13 protein-coding genes are annotated in these 14,893 nt (G+C 73.7%); 2 read left to right on the forward strand and 11 right to left on the reverse strand.

Annotated features, from left to right (window positions below; translation table 11 throughout):
- Positions 1-41 precede the first annotated feature (41 nt).
- From BMX74_RS19950 to BMX74_RS19990, 9 genes are all read right to left on the reverse strand, one after another.
- Positions 42-452 carry a TadE/TadG family type IV pilus assembly protein gene (locus BMX74_RS19950; protein ID WP_256257040.1) on the reverse strand — a complete coding sequence of 137 codons (411 nt, stop codon included), beginning with the start codon at positions 450-452 and terminating at the stop codon, positions 42-44.
- Positions 449-847: a TadE/TadG family type IV pilus assembly protein gene (locus tag BMX74_RS19955; protein WP_177227436.1), complete on the reverse strand. Its 399-nt coding sequence runs from the start codon at positions 845-847 to the stop codon at positions 449-451. The genes BMX74_RS19950 and BMX74_RS19955 overlap by 4 nt, the downstream gene beginning before the upstream one ends.
- Before the next feature lie 89 nt (positions 848-936).
- On the reverse strand, positions 937-1,395 hold the full coding sequence (locus BMX74_RS19960; RefSeq protein WP_091102085.1) for a TadE/TadG family type IV pilus assembly protein: 459 nt from the start codon (positions 1,393-1,395) through the stop codon (positions 937-939).
- On the reverse strand, positions 1,392-1,631 hold the full coding sequence (locus tag BMX74_RS44220) for a hypothetical protein (RefSeq protein ID WP_055506593.1): 240 nt from the start codon (positions 1,629-1,631) through the stop codon (positions 1,392-1,394). Before BMX74_RS44220 ends, BMX74_RS19960 begins: the two co-directional genes overlap by 4 nt.
- Positions 1,631-2,563 (reverse strand): hypothetical protein, encoded by a 933-nt coding sequence (locus tag BMX74_RS19970; protein WP_055506592.1) that lies wholly within the window; start codon positions 2,561-2,563, stop codon positions 1,631-1,633. Before BMX74_RS19970 ends, BMX74_RS44220 begins: the two co-directional genes overlap by 1 nt.
- Positions 2,556-3,398: a type II secretion system F family protein gene (locus tag BMX74_RS19975; protein ID WP_055506591.1), complete on the reverse strand. Its 843-nt coding sequence runs from the start codon at positions 3,396-3,398 to the stop codon at positions 2,556-2,558. The genes BMX74_RS19970 and BMX74_RS19975 overlap by 8 nt, the downstream gene beginning before the upstream one ends.
- A gap of 2 nt (positions 3,399-3,400) precedes the next feature.
- Positions 3,401-4,696 carry a TadA family conjugal transfer-associated ATPase gene (locus BMX74_RS19980; RefSeq protein ID WP_055506590.1) on the reverse strand — a complete coding sequence of 432 codons (1,296 nt, stop codon included), beginning with the start codon at positions 4,694-4,696 and terminating at the stop codon, positions 3,401-3,403.
- On the reverse strand, positions 4,693-5,409 hold the full coding sequence (locus BMX74_RS19985) for a hypothetical protein (protein ID WP_055506589.1): 717 nt from the start codon (positions 5,407-5,409) through the stop codon (positions 4,693-4,695). Before BMX74_RS19985 ends, BMX74_RS19980 begins: the two co-directional genes overlap by 4 nt.
- A gap of 2 nt (positions 5,410-5,411) precedes the next feature.
- A complete protein-coding gene (locus BMX74_RS19990) occupies positions 5,412-6,080 on the reverse strand; it encodes a hypothetical protein (protein WP_055506588.1) in 669 nt (222 codons plus the stop codon).
- 427 nt (positions 6,081-6,507) lie between these two features.
- On the opposite strand from BMX74_RS19990, the gene BMX74_RS19995 reads away from it, so the two are divergent.
- Positions 6,508-11,289 carry an FtsK/SpoIIIE domain-containing protein gene (locus tag BMX74_RS19995; protein WP_091102088.1) on the forward strand — a complete coding sequence of 1,594 codons (4,782 nt, stop codon included), beginning with the start codon at positions 6,508-6,510 and terminating at the stop codon, positions 11,287-11,289.
- A gap of 475 nt (positions 11,290-11,764) precedes the next feature.
- Here the strand turns inward: BMX74_RS19995 and BMX74_RS20000 are convergent, their stop codons facing one another.
- Together BMX74_RS20000 and BMX74_RS20005 are read right to left on the reverse strand one after the other, a co-directional pair.
- Positions 11,765-12,376 carry a hypothetical protein gene (locus tag BMX74_RS20000; RefSeq protein ID WP_091102089.1) on the reverse strand — a complete coding sequence of 204 codons (612 nt, stop codon included), beginning with the start codon at positions 12,374-12,376 and terminating at the stop codon, positions 11,765-11,767.
- Between the two features lie 5 nt (positions 12,377-12,381).
- Positions 12,382-12,951 carry an ArsR/SmtB family transcription factor gene (locus BMX74_RS20005; protein WP_055506585.1) on the reverse strand — a complete coding sequence of 190 codons (570 nt, stop codon included), beginning with the start codon at positions 12,949-12,951 and terminating at the stop codon, positions 12,382-12,384.
- Between the two features lie 523 nt (positions 12,952-13,474).
- Between BMX74_RS20005 and BMX74_RS46315 the strand changes: the two genes are divergently transcribed.
- Positions 13,475-14,776: an alpha/beta hydrolase family protein gene (locus BMX74_RS46315; RefSeq protein WP_218154005.1), complete on the forward strand. Its 1,302-nt coding sequence runs from the start codon at positions 13,475-13,477 to the stop codon at positions 14,774-14,776.
- The last annotated feature ends 117 nt before the right edge of the window (positions 14,777-14,893 follow it).

The raw sequence follows: 14,893 nt of genomic DNA on the forward strand, positions 1-14,893 counted from the left end.
GCCTGCGACCGCCGCCCATCCACCGAGCAGACGGAATCGGTCTACCTGCCCTCGGGCGCGGCCGTGGCCTCGCCCCGCATCTCCGAACCGGGGAAGCCGAAGGCGCCCAGGAAGAACGCCGTCCACCGCACCGACACCTCGACCGTCACCTGCGTCGCCTCGACCTGGCAGCGGCCGAGCGCCACGCCGTCGCCGCCCTGCGCGGCCACGATCTCCCCCGCCCTGGCGCAGACCTGGTCCTCGCCGAGCAGCCGCACCTCGCCACCGGCCCGCAGGCTCTCGACGTCGACCTGGTCGGCCCCGGCCCGCGCCGCCTGCTCGGCCACGTCGGCGGCCCGCAGCCGGGCGTTGATCGCCGCGCCGCCGTCGACGAGCAGCCCGGCCAGCAGGAACACGACCACGGAGAACAGCACGGTGAACACCGACATCGAGCCCCGCTCGCGGGCCCTCACTCGACCCTCCTGAGCTGCTCGATCGGCACGACGGCCGTGCCCGTCATCCGCCTGGAGCCGCCGAGGCCGAGCACGGCGAGGTCGAGCTCGCAGGTCACCTCGGCCCGTACCTGCCCGCCCTGCTCCCAGCGGGAGCCGTCCAGGGAGACGGCGGGCGCGCGGCACTCACCCGTGAGCGCCGCGCGGACGCTCTCCTCGGCCGCCGCCGTGGCCGCGTCGAAGGTGCGCTGCACCGACGCCGCCCGCGCGGCGTCCCTCGCCGCGCCGTTGACCTCGCCCTGCGCCTCGACCAGCACTCCGGCCGCGGCCAGGAACATGATGAACAGGAGGAAGACGGGCGCGAGCATGACGGTCTCCACGGCCATCGAGCCCCGCTCGCCACGGCTTCCAGCCACGCGCGGCCGCGCTCCGGCTCCGGTCGTCCGCGGTCGTCGCCGCCGCTCTGGTTCCGTCATCCGCAGTCGCCGCCGCCGCTCTGGTTCCGTCATCCGCAGTCGTCGCCGCCGTCGTCGGGACGGAAGCACTCGACCGGCCCCCCGGACGTCGCCGTGATCGTGAACGACAGGTCGGGCAGCAGCGGGATGACCTGCACGGCGCTGCCCGTGACCGTCACCCAGCGCTGGTCGGGATCCCGCTCCGACGTCGTGGCCCGCGCCCCCGACAGCAGCCGCGGGCCGATCGCGTGGACGACGTCCTCGGCCTTCGCCCGCGCCGCGCCCTCCCAGTCGCCCGAGTCGAACGGCGCGGCGCGCGCCACCCTGGCGCCCTCCCTGGCCGCCGCCTCCGCCACCTGGCGCCCGTGGAACCAGAGCGCGACCTGCACGATGAGCAGCACGACCGCGAGGACGACCGGCATGAGCAGCGCCAGCTCGACCACCGTCGCGCCGCGCTCGCGCCCGGCCGGCCGCGGGCGTGCGCGTCCCGCCCGCCCGCGCGCCGTCACTGGTCGCCGCCACCGCCGCCGGTGCCCGTGCCGGTGCCGAAGCTGCCCTCGATGTCGCCCTGCTTCTGCTCGACCAGCGTCTTGATCAACGTGGCCAGGCCCAGGGCGACCCCGGCGATGATGGCGGTGATGATCACCCACTCGACGGCGGACGCGCCCCGGGTGGGGGCGGTACGCGCCCGGTGGATGCGTACGCCCAGGTACGCGGTGAGGTAAACGATCCACGGATGGTTCATCAGGCCCCCAACATCTTCATAGCGGCGGGAAAACTGAGAAAGATCACGAAACCGGCGCAGAGCAGGAGCTGGGCCACGAGCATCGACTGCGAGCGCTCGCCCGCCCGTCCCTCGATCTCGGCCAGCTCCCTGCGGCGCAGGGTGGCGGCCCGCGCGGTCAGCGACGAGCGCACCTTGGCGCCGTCGTCGGCGACCAGCCCGAGCGCGGCCGACAGGTCACGCAGCTCGTCGACGTTGATCTCCTCGCCGAGCCGGCCGAGCGCCTGCCAGGGGGTGATGCCGACGATCCGCGCGCCGCTGAGCGCGTCGCGGATGCGGCCCATCGCCCAGTTGGGGTGCTCGCCGCTGACCGAGACGGCCATCATCAGCGCCTCGGGCACGCCGCGCCCGCCCGCCAGGTTCATCGACACGAGGTCGAGGAACGCGCCGACGACATGGCGGAAGTCACGCCGCCTGGCGGCCGCGTCGCGGCGTACCTGGAGGTCGGGCAGGAGGAAGAACAGCAGCGCCGCGAGCACGGCCGACCAGAACGGCACCGTCAGCGAGGCGCCCCACCCCATGAGCACCAGCCAGCCCAACAGCAGGGGGAAGGCGAGCAGGCCGCTCGCGGCCAGCAGCACCTTGCCCGCCAGGAACGCCTCGAACGACCGGCCGAGCAGGGCCAGGTCCGACTTGATCGAGCGGGCCTCCCAGCCACGGGCCGCGTACAGGCGGGCCAGGCGCTCCCCCAGCAGGCGGCGGAACCTCCCGACCTCCTCCTCGGGCAGGAACAGGCTGACGCTGGGCGCGCCCGCGTCCTCGCGGACCGCGTCGAGCGCGAGCAGCCGCGCCACCAGCCCGGGACGGGCCGGGAACAGCGCCCGCAGCAGCAGGAACAGGCCGAGACCAGCGAAGGCGCCCGCCAGCGCGGTCTCCACCATGCCGTCACCCATGTCCACCTCCCATGAGCAGGCGCGTGGGCTTGTCGAACCTGGCCAGCCGCCGCATCCAGGCGAACCCGGCGCCGAACAGCCCCGCCACCACGACCAGCACCGCCTGGCCGAGCAGCGAGGTGTACTCGGCGACGTACGACGGGTTGAACAGCACGAGCAGCCCCGCGAACACCAGCGCGGTGACCACCACGATCTGGACGCTGCGCCTGGTCGAGCGGCGTTCCGCCTCGACCCTGCGGCGCATGTCGAGCTCCTCGCGGGCCGAGACCGCGAGCGCGCCCAGCACGTCCCGCAGGCCGGGACCGCGCAGCCGCGAGTTGAGCATCAGCGCGGCGACGACCAGGTCGGCGGAGGGGTCGTCGAGCTCGTCGGCGAACAGGGCGAGCGCCTCGGGCAGCGCCATCCTGGTGTGCAGCCGGTCGACCATGGCGCGCAGGTGCGGCCTGAGCGTGGGCGCCGCGGCCCTGATCGAGGCGGGGATGGCCTGTTCGAGACCGGCCGCCCCCGCGATGGTGTCGCGCAGCGACTCGGTCCAGGCGGCCAGGCCCTCCAGCCTGCGCATCGCCGCCCGCTCCTCGGCCGCGCCGCCGGACAGGCCGCGCCAGGCGAACACCAGCAGCACCGTGCCCGCGGCGACCACCGGCCAGCGCGTGACCAGCAGGACCAGGCCCGCCAGCACCGCCGCGACGGCGGTGCGGGTCGTGAGCATCTTGACGAGCGGGCGCTTCGGCTGGGGCGGGCGGGGCCGCATGCCGTACAGGGCGATGAGGAACAGGAACGCGCCGCCGCCGATCGCGGCGCCCGCGAGCAGCGCGAGCGGGTCGAAACCGGCCATCGTCACCAGCCTCCCGGGGTGTAGCCGTGGGCCATCAGCTCGTCCAGGCAGGAGACGGGCGCGTGCGGCACCGCGGGGCCGTCGGGCCCCGGGACGAAGACCTCGCTGGACAGCACCCGCCCGTCGCAGCCGTTGACCTCGCGCACGCTGGAGACGAACCTGCGCAGCCTGCCGCCGCGGTGGTAGTCGTTGCGCTTCTCGACGAAGACCACGAAGTCGATGGCGCCCGCGATGAGCATGTGCGTGGCGTCGATCGGCAGCCGCTCGCTCGCCTGCAGCGCGTACGTGGCGATGCGGTTGAAGACCTCCATGCTGGAGTTGGCGTGGATCGTCGAGAGCGAGCCGTCGTTGCCCTGCGTCATCGCGTTCAGCATGGTGACGATCTCGTCGCCGAGCACCTCGCCGACGATGACGCGGCTCGGGTTCATGCGCAGCGAGCGGCGTACCAGCTCGGCCATGGTGATCTCGCCCTGCCCCTCGGAGTTGGGCAGGCGCTGCTCGAAGGCCACCACGTTCGGATGCAGCTCGGGGAACTGGTCGAGGCCCAGCTCCAGGGCGCGTTCGACGGTGATGAGCCGCTCGTTCGGCGGGATCTCGTTGGCCAGGGCGCGCAGCAGCGTCGTCTTGCCGGCGTTCGTGGAGCCGGCGATCATGATGTTCTTGCGGGCCGCGACGGCGGCCGTGAGGAACCTGCCCAGCTCGGGCGTGAGCGTGCCGTTGCCCGCGAGGTCCGACAGGAACACCTTGCCCAGCCGGGCGCGGCGGATGGACACGGCCGGCCTGACCGTGACGTCCATGACCGCGCTGAGCCTGGAACCGTCGGGCAGCCGCAGGTCGAGCTGCGGGTTCGCGGTGTCGAACGGCCTGCTCGACAGCCCCGAGTAGGCGGCGAGGATCTGGATCAGCTCGACGAGCTCGTCGTCGGAGTCGGCGACGGGCTCGTGCATGAGCTCCTGGCCGTCGGCGTAGCCGACGAACACCCGGTCGCAGCCGTTGATGTCGATGTTCTCGACCTCGGTGTCGTCGAGCAGCGGCTGGAGCCTGCCCACGCCGAACAGCGCCGCGTGGATGCCCGCCGCCAGCGCCTCCTCCTCCTCGACGGTGGGCGGGGTGCGGCCGAGCCCGATCTCGCTGCGCGCGTGCTCCTCCAGCACCTGCGCGATCAGCGCCCTGGCGAACTGGCGCTCGTCCTCGCCGGTCATCGGAGGCAGGCCGCCCGCCTGGTCGAGCCGGCGCTGGTGGGCCAGCCGGTCGCCGACCTCCTGGCGGAACCGCTTGACGAGGGCGTGGTCGATCATCGGTGGCTCACCAGCCTCGCCGCGAGGTCGCGCGCCGTGCGGACGAGGAGGGAGCGGTCGAGCCTGCCACCCCACTGGCCGCGCAGCAGCTCGGCGCCCTTGGGGTCGTGGGCCAGGCCGTGGACGAACTCGACGCTCCCGCCGACGATGCTGCGCACGTCCTCGATGGACGATCGGTAGCTGCGCCAGTCGGCGATGACGACGACGCCGTTCGCCTTGCTGATGGCGAGGCGCTCGCGCAGGTGGGCGACGTGGTCGAGGCTGGCCCTGGTGAGCAGGACGACCTGCTCGGCCTCGGCGATGAGGTCGCCGAGCTGCGGATGGGCGCCCAGCCTGCCGCAGTCGGCGATCACGTCGCCGTCGGGCAGCGCGGCGAGCGTGCGGCCGAGCGGGCCCCACAGCCAGGTGAGCCCGGCGGCCTGCTCGCCGTGGGTGAGCCCGAGGAGGACGTCCAGCCCGCCGATGATCTTCTGCGTGTGCTGGTGGAGCTGGGCGGGTTCCAGGCCGCGGCGGGCGGTGGCCCCCAGCGTGATGAGTCCCCTGGCCGGGTTCAGCACGCCGCCGTCGGCGGCGGGCAGCCGGTAGGCGAGGTCGCCGCCCGCGGGGTCGCACTCGGCGAGCAGCACCGGGCGCGGCCAGACGGCGGCCAGGGCCGTGGCGGCGGTGGTGACGCCGGGCGCCCCCTTGTCGGCGGCCAGCACGATGAGCGCCACGGTCAGCGTCCCCCCGGCAGCTCGGCCACCGCGATCTCACCGCTGGAGGCGAACGCCACGATCTCCGGCGACGCGGACGAATCCACGATGACGGTGATCTGGGCGGAAGTACCGGTTCTGCCGGACTGGTTCACGCTGAAGACGAGGGCGCTCTCCGCGAGGACGCGGCTTTCACCCTGAGCCGACCTGTTGGGGACGTGAATGAGCTGGACGCGGTCGCCTTCCTTCACGCCCGCGGGGATCTGGCCGGGTTTCAGGGAGAGCCCCACGGTGGCCTTTCCCGCACCCAGCTCGGAGCTCGTCCTGACGCCCATCTGGCTGGTGAGCAGCGTGCCGGGCAAGATGGTGACCGCCGCGAAGCTGTCGAGCACCTCGGCCCTGTGCGACCAGCCGACGTAGTCGACGCCCGTGTCGGCGGCGACCTTCACTTCCTCTATCGACTTCTCCGTGAAGCGCTGGCCCGCGCCGACCTGCTGGCTGACGCGGATGGCGGACACCCGGTCGCCGCTGCGCAGCACCAGCAGCGTCGTGGCCAGCGCGCCGCCGAGGACGAGCAGCACGGCGAGCGCCGCGAGGGCCGGCTTGCGCTCTCGGGGTGGGACGGGGAGCTTGCGCGAGGCAGGGCCGGACAACCCCGCCGCGTTGACGGCAGGCTTTTCACTGGTCCTCATGGGTGGGGGGCTCCCGATGTGAATTGTGGAATTCACGCCATTATGTAAGCCGCTTGCTGATGGCGGGGGCGGAATGCGAGGAACCATGCTCGTTTCGCAGGTGGCGCCGTGTCAACCGCGATTCATCGATGCCTGTTGTTTCTACCAAGTTGACTAATACCGATTTTTCATGACCTGGGAGAGATTGAGGTGGCGGCGGGCGCGGGGTGCTGGGGGTGCTGGGGGGTGCTGCGCTGCGACGGGTGGACTTGACTTAATACCATCAGTCCCTTTATTCACAGCTTTTTCAGCGCTTCACATAAACGCAGGTGGCAGGGTCGCGGAGTTATCCACAGATCGCGATTGTCATGCCCGTGCCGTCAACCGGCGGGCCTAACCTCGCTGCGGGCGTTACCTTGGCGCCCGGAGTCGAGCGAGGAGACGGCACATGCGCATCATGCTCACCGTCCTCGGCGAGCAGGGCGGCCGAGACGTCGTGATCGACGGCGCCGACGACGCCACCGTGGCCGCCGTCAGCGCGGCGGTCAGCGACCAGGGCCCGCTGGCCGACGTCGTCAGCCTGCCGCGCACCAGGGCGCCGTACGCGCCGGTCGGCGCCGGCAGTGAGCCGCGGGTGCCGAGGCCGCGCCGCCCCGAGCGGGCCGCCCCCGAGCCCGAGCCGCCCACCCTGTGGCGCGACGGCCGTCCGCTCGACCCGCGCGCCCGCGTGCTGTCCGTCCTGCGCGACGGCGACAAGGTGGCGCTCGACCCCCGGCACGCCCTCGCCACGCTCGTCGCGGAGCCCGGTGGCGTGGCCGAGATCAGGGTCGTGGGCGGCCCCGCCGCGGGCGCCGTGCACAGGCTCGCGCTCGGGGCGCACGTCATCGGCTCCGACCCGGCCTGCGCCGTCTGCGTGGCCGACCCCGCGCTCGCCGCCGAGGCCGTGCTCGTCCGCGTCACGCCCGAGGCCGTCACCGTCGAGCCCGCGCCGCGCAGGCGTCCGGGGCAGGCGCCGCCGCCCAAGCTCAAGGGCCGGTGGGCGGGCGAGGTGGCCGAGCTGAGCGCCCGCACCGCCGAGCGCGAGGCGGCCGAGCTGGCCGCCGAGAGCGGCGACGTGCCCGAGCTCGGCGGCGGCCCGCTCGCCGAGCCCGCGGAATGGCCCGGCGAGACGCTGCTGACCTGCGGCTCCTCGGTCTTCGTGCTGAGCCGGGTCGAACCGGGCGACGCCCACCTGACGCCGCGCCCCGAGGGCGGCCTCGCCTACAACCGGCCGCCCAGGCTGCGCCGTCCAGAGCCGCGGCGCGCGTTCGTCAGGCCGAAGGAGCCCAGCAGGAACGAGGGGCTGCGGCTGCAGCTGCTCGCCGCGTTCCTGCCCGCCGTGCTCGGCCTGACGCTCGCCCTGGCGCTCCAGCAGTGGTACTACCTGCTCGTCGCCCTGATGACGCCGATCATCATGATCGGCCAGTGGTGGAGCGACCGCCGCCACGGCAAGAAGCAGCACAGGAAGGCGATGAAGGAGTACACCGAGCGGCTGCGGGCGTACGAGGAGGAGGTCGAGGCGGCCAGGGCGGCCGACGAGGCCGTGCGCAGGGACGACGCGCCCGACCCCGCGCAGGTCCTGCTCACCGCCACCGGCCCCAGGCGGCGGCTGTGGGAGCGGCGCGTCCACGACCCCGACGCGCTGCGGCTCCGCGTCGGGCTCGCCGACCTGCCCGCCGACCTGGAGCTGTCCGAGGAGCAGGGCGAGCGGCTGCCCCCGCCCGTGTGCCGCGCGGTGCCGGTGGCGCTGCCCATGCGCAGGCTGGGCGTCGCCGGCGTCACCGGCCCCCGCACGGCGGCGATCGGGCTGGCGAGCTGGCTCGTCGCCCAGGCCGCAGCCCTGCACAGCCCGCGCGACCTGGCGATCGTCGTGGTGTCCGCGCACCCCGACGCCGAACGCCGCTGGGGATGGGCCCGCTGGCTGCCGCACTGCGCCCCCCGGGCGGGCGAGGAGTGCGTGGCGCTCGTCGGCGCCGACCCCGAGTCGGCCGCGCGCCGCGTCTCCGAGCTGGCCTCCCTCATCGACGAACGGCAGAACGCCCAGGCCCCCGAGCTGGGCAAGACCCCCACGGGCTGGGACGACCTGGGCGGCCGCGACCGGCCCGCCTTCTCGTACGACACCAGGCCCTACGACGTGCTCGTGGTCCTCGACGGCGCGCAGGTGCTGCGCGGCCTGCCCAGCATGCCGCAGGTGCTGCGGCAGGGGCCGCCCCACGGCGTGTTCACCCTGGCCGTCGACGACGACCAGCGCCTGCTGCCCGAAGAGTGCCAGACGGTGGCCGAGTGCGGCGACGACAACCTCGTCCGGCTGCGCGGCGGCGGCCTCGACGTCCTCGGCCCCGTCCTCGCCGACCTGGTGTCGCCCGCCTGGTGCGACAGGGTCGCCAGGGCCCTCGCACCCATCCGCGACGTCAGCAGGGACGACCCCGCCGGCAACCTGCCGGGCGCCGTCCGGCTGCTCGACCTGCTCGGCATGCCCGCGCCCGACGGCAAGGAGCTGGCCGCGCGCTGGGGCGACCACGGCAGCACCCGCGCCGTCATCGGCGTCGGCCCCGACGGGCCGTTCTCCGTCGACCTGCGGCTCGACGGGCCCCACGGCCTGATCGCGGGCACCACCGGCGCGGGCAAGTCCGAGCTGCTGCAGACCCTCATCTCCGCGCTCGCCGTCGCCAACCGGCCCGACCAGCTCACGTTCGTGCTCATCGACTACAAGGGCGGCGCGGCCTTCAAGGAGTGCGTACGCCTGCCGCACACCGTCGGCATGGTCACCGACCTCGACGGCCACCTCACGCAGCGGGCGCTCGACTCGCTCGCGGCGGAGATCCGGCGCAGGGAACGCCTGCTGGCGGCCGCCGGGGCGAAGGACATCGACGACTACACCGGGCCCGCGCTGCCGCGGCTCGTCCTGATCATCGACGAGTTCGCGGCGCTCGTGGCCGAACTGCCCGACTTCGTCGCCGGGCTCGTCGACATCGCCAGGCGCGGACGGTCGCTGGGCATCCACCTGATCCTGGCGACGCAGCGTCCCGCGGGGGTGGTGACCGCCGACATCCAGGCCAACACGTCGCTGCGCATCGCGCTCAGGGTGACCGAACCGGCCGAGTCCGCCGACGTCATCGACACGCCCGAGGCCGCCCACATCTCCAAGTCCACTCCGGGCCGCTGCTACGTCCGCTCAGGGGTGGGCACGGCCACAGCCGTGCAGACGGCCCGCGTAGGCGGCCGCGCCCCCCTGCCCCGACTCGCAGGCTCCCCACCACCCGCTACGGGCACCGGGCTCGGGGGTGACCTGCTGGCCGGCCTCGGCAGCCCGCTCGGGGCCGGGGCGCAGTCCGCCCCGAGCCGCCCGCTCGCGGGCTCTCCGCCGTCCCGTCCCGGCGCGCCGCCCGGCGGTGGCGCGGGGCCTGGAGGGCGGGGCGGGGGAAGCGTGCGTGCCGTCGAGGTGAAGTGGCGCGCTCTCGGCAGGCCGCTGCCCAAGGCGCCCGAGCCCGAGGAGGCGTCCGGGGTCACCGACCTCAGCCTGCTCGCCGACGCCCTCATCGAGGCGGCCCGCGTCGCCGGGGTGCCCGATCAGCCCAGACCCTGGCTGGAGCCCCTTCCCACCCACCTCGTGCTCGACCTCCCCTCCGCTCCCGGCCACCTGCCGGAGGAGGTCCCGCCGCTGCCGTTCGGCACGACCGACCGGCCGTGGGCGCAGGACCGCCGCCCCCTCACGCTCGACCTGGCGCACGGCGGCCACCTCCTCATCGCGGGCGCCGCCCGCAGCGGCCGGTCCACCGCCCTGCGCACCCTCGCCGGCTCCATCGCCGCGTACGCGTCGCCGGGCGACGTCCACGTCCACGCCGTCGACTGCGGCTCCGGGGCGCTCCTGCCGCTGGTCGCCATGCCGCACTGCGGCGCGGTCGTCACCCGCGACCAGCTCGACCGGGTCGAACGCCTCCTCACCCGGCTGCGTGCCGAGGTGGCCCGCCGCCAGCAGCTCCTGGCCGAGGCGGGGCACGCCTCGCTGGCCGAGTACCGCCAGGCCGGCCACCGCCTCCCCTGGCTGGTGCTGATGCTCGACCGGTGGGAGGGGTTCGTCGCCGCGTTCGAGAGCTACGACTACGGCCGCCTCATCGAGTCGCTGCTCCACCTCCTGCAGGAGGGGCCCGCGGTGGGGTTGCGGGCGGTGGTCACCAGCGACAGGTCGGGGCTGCTCGGGCAGGTGTCCACCGTGTTCGACGACCGCCTGCTGCTCCGCCTCACCGACCAGAGCGACTTCGCGCTCGCCGGCTTCCCCCTCAAGGGGCTGCCCACGTCCATGCCGCCGGGGCGGGCGCTGTCGATGGGCGAGCACGGCATCGTCGAGCACCAGATCGCCCTGCTCTCCTCCGACCCCTCCGGCCCGGCCCAGGTGGCCGCCCTCCAGTCCCTGGCCCGCACCGCCACCATGCCGGGGCCGTACGAGGAGGGGCACGAAGCGGTTCCGGCCGGGCAGGGGGCGTGGCGGTGGGCAGGCGAGCCGCCGCTGCGGGTCGACACCCTCCCCATGCGCATCACCGCCTCCCAGGCCATGGCGCTCGCTCCCGGGTTCCTGCCGCCGTCGCCGCTCTGGGCGCTGGTCGGGGTGGGCGGCGACGCGCTGTCCCCGCTCGGGCTCGACCTGCTGGCCCACGGTCCTGGCGCCGTCATCGCGGGTCCCGCGCGTTCGGGGCGCTCGTCCGTCCTGCTGACGGCCGCCCACTCGCTGCTCGCGCGCGGCACGCCGGTCATCGCGGTGGCCCCGCGGCGCAGCCCCCTGCGCGACCTGGCCGGCGCGGTGGCCGTCCTCGACGGCAACGCCACCGACCTGGCCGACCTGGTGGCGAGCCACCGGCAGTACGTCGTACTCGTGGACGACGCCGAACTCGTCAACCCGGACAGCCCGCTGGGCACGGCGCTGGAAGAGGTGCTCCGGTCCGGGAGAGACGGCGATCACGGCCTGCTGATCGCCGGCTCCACGGGTGACCTGGCGGTGGCGTACCGGGGGTTCGTGGCGGAGGCGCGCAAGTCGCGTACGGGCGTGCTGCTGGCGGTGCAGGGCCAGACGGACGGCGACCTCTTCACGATCCGGCTTCCCCGAGGGGCATCCGGCGGCCCCCCGGGCCGCGGCCTCCTGGTCACCACCGGCACCGTCACCCCCATCCAGTCGGCCCTCCCCGACCCCACCTGACCCCGCCCCAGGAACAACCCGAGGGGAGGAAGAAGAAGCCACGAGCGAGCCGACCACCCCGATGCGTCCGCCACACGGCCCCGCCACAAGCCCTTCCGCCGACGCAGAGGGCAGACCAGCAACGCAGCCGGACTGCCGCCGGGTAAGGAGCTAGGCCACCAGCCGAACCACCACCTGGCAGACACCCCAGGCAACCAGCCGAACCACCGCCGGGCAGGCACCCGGTCCACCAGCCGAACCACCGCCTGGTGAGGAGCAGGGCCACTGGGAAACACCTGGTCGGGGGCCACACCTTGCCGTGGTTCCACCGCCCGGTAGGCGCGAGGGCATCCAGCCTTCCACCGCCCGGTAGGCGCGAGGGCATCCAGCCTTCCACCGCCCCTGAGGAGATGGGGCACCTGGCGGATCCGGTGTCCGGCCGCGTCTTAGCGCTCCTGACAGAAGCGTCCGAACGGAGCGACAGCCAGTTTCAGGTTCATGCGGCGGATACGAAAGTGAAGGTGTCGCGGAAGCTGACGCCCGGGTGGGCACACCGCACCGCCACCAGCACCGGCTCGGGATGGGTGTCGTGGTCGTTCCATAGATGGAAGCAGATGAGCGGGTCCTGCGGCCGCTCACTGGCGTAGCCCAGTGTCTTGGGGTAGCGGGGGTTGGTGCCGCCGAACAGGATGGACGGCGCACCGAAGCGCTCGCGCAGTCGGCTCCAAGAGGAGCCGGTGCGACAGGTGGAGGCGATGCCGTTGCGCAGCTCGTCGTAGACATCAGCAGGCATGCGGTGGTCCAGCTGCAGCCAGGTGCGGCTGCAGGCCAGCGCCGCACAGACCGAGGCCATGGCGTCCTCGGTACCGTAGCCGAAGAGCGAGGCCAGGGCACCGGTCACGCCGGCGGCGTTGAATCCGCCGCGTTCGCGCAGGTCGTCCAGGTCTTCGACCCAAGCCTGCTTGGTACCGCAGGCCACGGCCACCGCGTCCAGGTAGAGGCGGACGGCGATCTCGCCGCCGTACATGCCCGGGCGCCGCAGAGCGGAGTTCGCCTGGTCAACCAGGTAGGCGCGTACGGTCTCCAGCGTGGGCTCGCTCACGCTCACAGCGCTCAGCCTTGGTTCTCGTCGGCGGGGAGGGTGAAGAGGCGGATGTAGAGGGGGCGGGCGTCGGGTGGGGCTTCGTCCTGAGGGTGGCTGTATCTGAGCAGCAGCGCGATGTACGCCTCGTAGAACTCGTCCAGTTCCGCCTTGGTCATCCGGGCGAGGCCGCGGGAGCCTTTGGCCCAGCCGGGGTCGGCGCGGTAGGCGGCGGGGAAGCGGTCGAGCAGGGCGCGGTCCTCCTCCAGGCCGATCCGCTGGAACTCCTCCAGCACCGCGCGGTCGTCGGGGGCGAGCTGGTCCGGCGTGGGGGAACGCAGGTCTCTGGGGAACCGGGCGCGGCGCCACCAGCGTTCGCGGCCGGTGGAGCGTTCGGGGATCTCCTCGATGAAGCCGTGCTTCTCCAGTTGCCGCAGGTGGTAGCTGGTGGTGCCGGTCTTGGCGCCGAGCAGCTCCGCGAGGGTGGTGGAGGTGGCGGCGCCGTGGACGCCCAGGTGGGTCAGCATGCGGCGGCGCATGGGGTGGGCGAGGGCCTTGAGCCGCTCGGGGTCGTGGAAGGAGGTCTGCTCGTCGTCCCTCATGGGGAGCAGGCTAGTCCTTCAGACGGATGTTTGCCGAGAAACCTTTGCCGAGATTTCTCTGCAGACTATCGTCGGCGATATGAGGATGATCAGTGTTACCAGCACGGTGCTGCTCGCCGGGCTCGTCGCTCCCCTGTCGGCGCTGGGTACGAGCGCGGCGACCGCCTCCGCCGGCGCTCCCCCGCGCCTGGTGGTTCAGGACCCGGCAGACGCCCGGCATGGCGCTTCACCGCCCGTCCTGGCCCCGGACGCCACGGATGACCGGCGTGGGGCTTCCCCACCCCTCCTAGCCCTGGACGCCACGGATGACCGGCGTGGGGCTTCCCCACCCCTCCTGGCCCCGGACGCCACGGATGTCCGGCGTGGGGCTTCCCCACCTCTCCTGGCCCCGGACGCCACGGATGTCCCTCGTGGGGCTTCTCCATCCCTCCTGGCCCAGGACGTCGTGGGCGTTCGGCATGGGGGTTCCGCGCGGCTCCGGGAGGCGGGGGTGCCTCTGCCTGCCGGGCTGCGGGAAGTGGGCGTGAGCTTCAGGGGGGCCGGTGGGCTGGCGTTGCAGGGGAGCGTGATCTCGGCGGCCGACGCGCCGCCGGGGCGGCCTGGGGTAGTGCTGGTGCACGGCGCCGGGACGGGGACGCCTCGGGAGAAGCTGCTCGGCGAGGCGGTGGAGTTCGCGCGGCAGGGCCTGTCGGCGCTGATCTACGACAAGCGCAGCGAGGGGTATTCGCGGTACTCGCGGTCGTACGTCCAGCTGGCGGACGACGCGGCCGGGGCCGTCGAGGTGCTGCGCAGGCAGCCAGGGGTGGACCCGGCGAAGGTGGGCGTGTGGGGGCTCAGCGAGGGCGGCTGGGTGGCGCCGCTCGCGGCCACCCGTTCGGACGGCGTGGCGTTCGTCGTCGTGGTGGGCGGCAACGCGCTGCAGCCGCTGCGGCAGCAGACGTGGGCGGTCGCCGCCGGCCTGCGCAAGGCCGGTGTCGGCGGGTCGCTGGTGGAGCGGGCGGAGCCGACGATGTACCGGGTGATCGCCGACGGCGGGCTGTTCCCCGAGCCGTACTACGACGCGGAGGCGACGCTGGCGAAGGTGCGGCAGCCGGTGCTCGCGATCTGGGGGGTGCACGACCTGCTGACCCCGCCCGTGGAGACCCCGCCGATCTTCGCGAGGGCGCTGGAGAGCGGCGGCAACCGCCGGTACACGTTCAGGTTCTTCGACGGCGACCACGCGGCGCACCGGACGCCGGACGGCGGTGTCACCCGGCTGCCGGAGCTGGCGTCCGGCTACCCGGAGCTGGTGGGCTCCTGGGTGCGGGACGCGACCGCGGGGCGGGCCCCGGTGGCGCGGGTGTCGGGCCCCGATCCGGTGCAGGCGGACGATTCGGTGGGGGTGCCGCCGACGGCCTGGTGGGAGTCGGCGCCGGTCCAGGCGATCGTGCTGGTGCTGCTGGTGGCGGGGTTCCTGAGCTGTCCGGCGGTCGCGGTGGCGCGGAGGCTTCGGCGTCGGCGCCCAGGGGCGGGCGCGCGTGTCGGGGGGGCTGCCGTGGTCAGTGGGGCCGGTCTGGTCGTGACGGTCGGCGGGCTGGCGTATGCGTTCACCGTGTTCATGCAAGGGGGCAAGCTGGCCTCTCCCGGGCCGATGCTGGGCGATCGGCCGGTGCTGTGGCTGCTGCTGCAGGTGCTCGCCGTGGTGACGGCCGTCGCGACGGTGCTGACGGCGCTGGCCCGCCGCCGCGTCACCGACCGGGGCGCGCGCCTGCGGGCGGCGGTGCTGGTCGCGACCGGTGCGCTGTTCGTGCCCTGGGCGTTCTACTGGGGTCTGCTGATGCCGTAGGGGGTTTCTGACATCCGTCGCCCGACTGAGGTCCAGGGACCGGCGGCGTGTGGGGTTTGCTGTTGCCGTAGGGGTTCCTGACATTTGGTGGTTCTATGCTGATCCCTCCAGGTTCGG

The sequence above is a fragment of the Nonomuraea pusilla genome (genome assembly GCF_900109355.1).
Classification (GTDB): domain Bacteria; phylum Actinomycetota; class Actinomycetes; order Streptosporangiales; family Streptosporangiaceae; genus Nonomuraea; species Nonomuraea pusilla.

What these genes read in the sequence shown, in the direction of transcription:
- BMX74_RS19995 (WP_091102088.1), top strand. Translation starts at nt 6,508, where the DNA reads ATGCGCATCATGCTCACCGTCCTCGGCGAGCAGGGCGGCCGAGACGTC.
- BMX74_RS19975 (WP_055506591.1), bottom strand. Translation starts at nt 3,398, where the DNA reads ATGGCCGGTTTCGACCCGCTCGCGCTGCTCGCGGGCGCCGCGATCGGC.
- BMX74_RS19990 (WP_055506588.1), bottom strand. Translation starts at nt 6,080, where the DNA reads ATGAGGACCAGTGAAAAGCCTGCCGTCAACGCGGCGGGGTTGTCCGGC.
- BMX74_RS19970 (WP_055506592.1), bottom strand. Translation starts at nt 2,563, where the DNA reads ATGGGTGACGGCATGGTGGAGACCGCGCTGGCGGGCGCCTTCGCTGGT.
- BMX74_RS19980 (WP_055506590.1), bottom strand. Translation starts at nt 4,696, where the DNA reads ATGATCGACCACGCCCTCGTCAAGCGGTTCCGCCAGGAGGTCGGCGAC.
- BMX74_RS44220 (WP_055506593.1), bottom strand. Translation starts at nt 1,631, where the DNA reads ATGAACCATCCGTGGATCGTTTACCTCACCGCGTACCTGGGCGTACGC.
- BMX74_RS20005 (WP_055506585.1), bottom strand. Translation starts at nt 12,951, where the DNA reads ATGAGGGACGACGAGCAGACCTCCTTCCACGACCCCGAGCGGCTCAAG.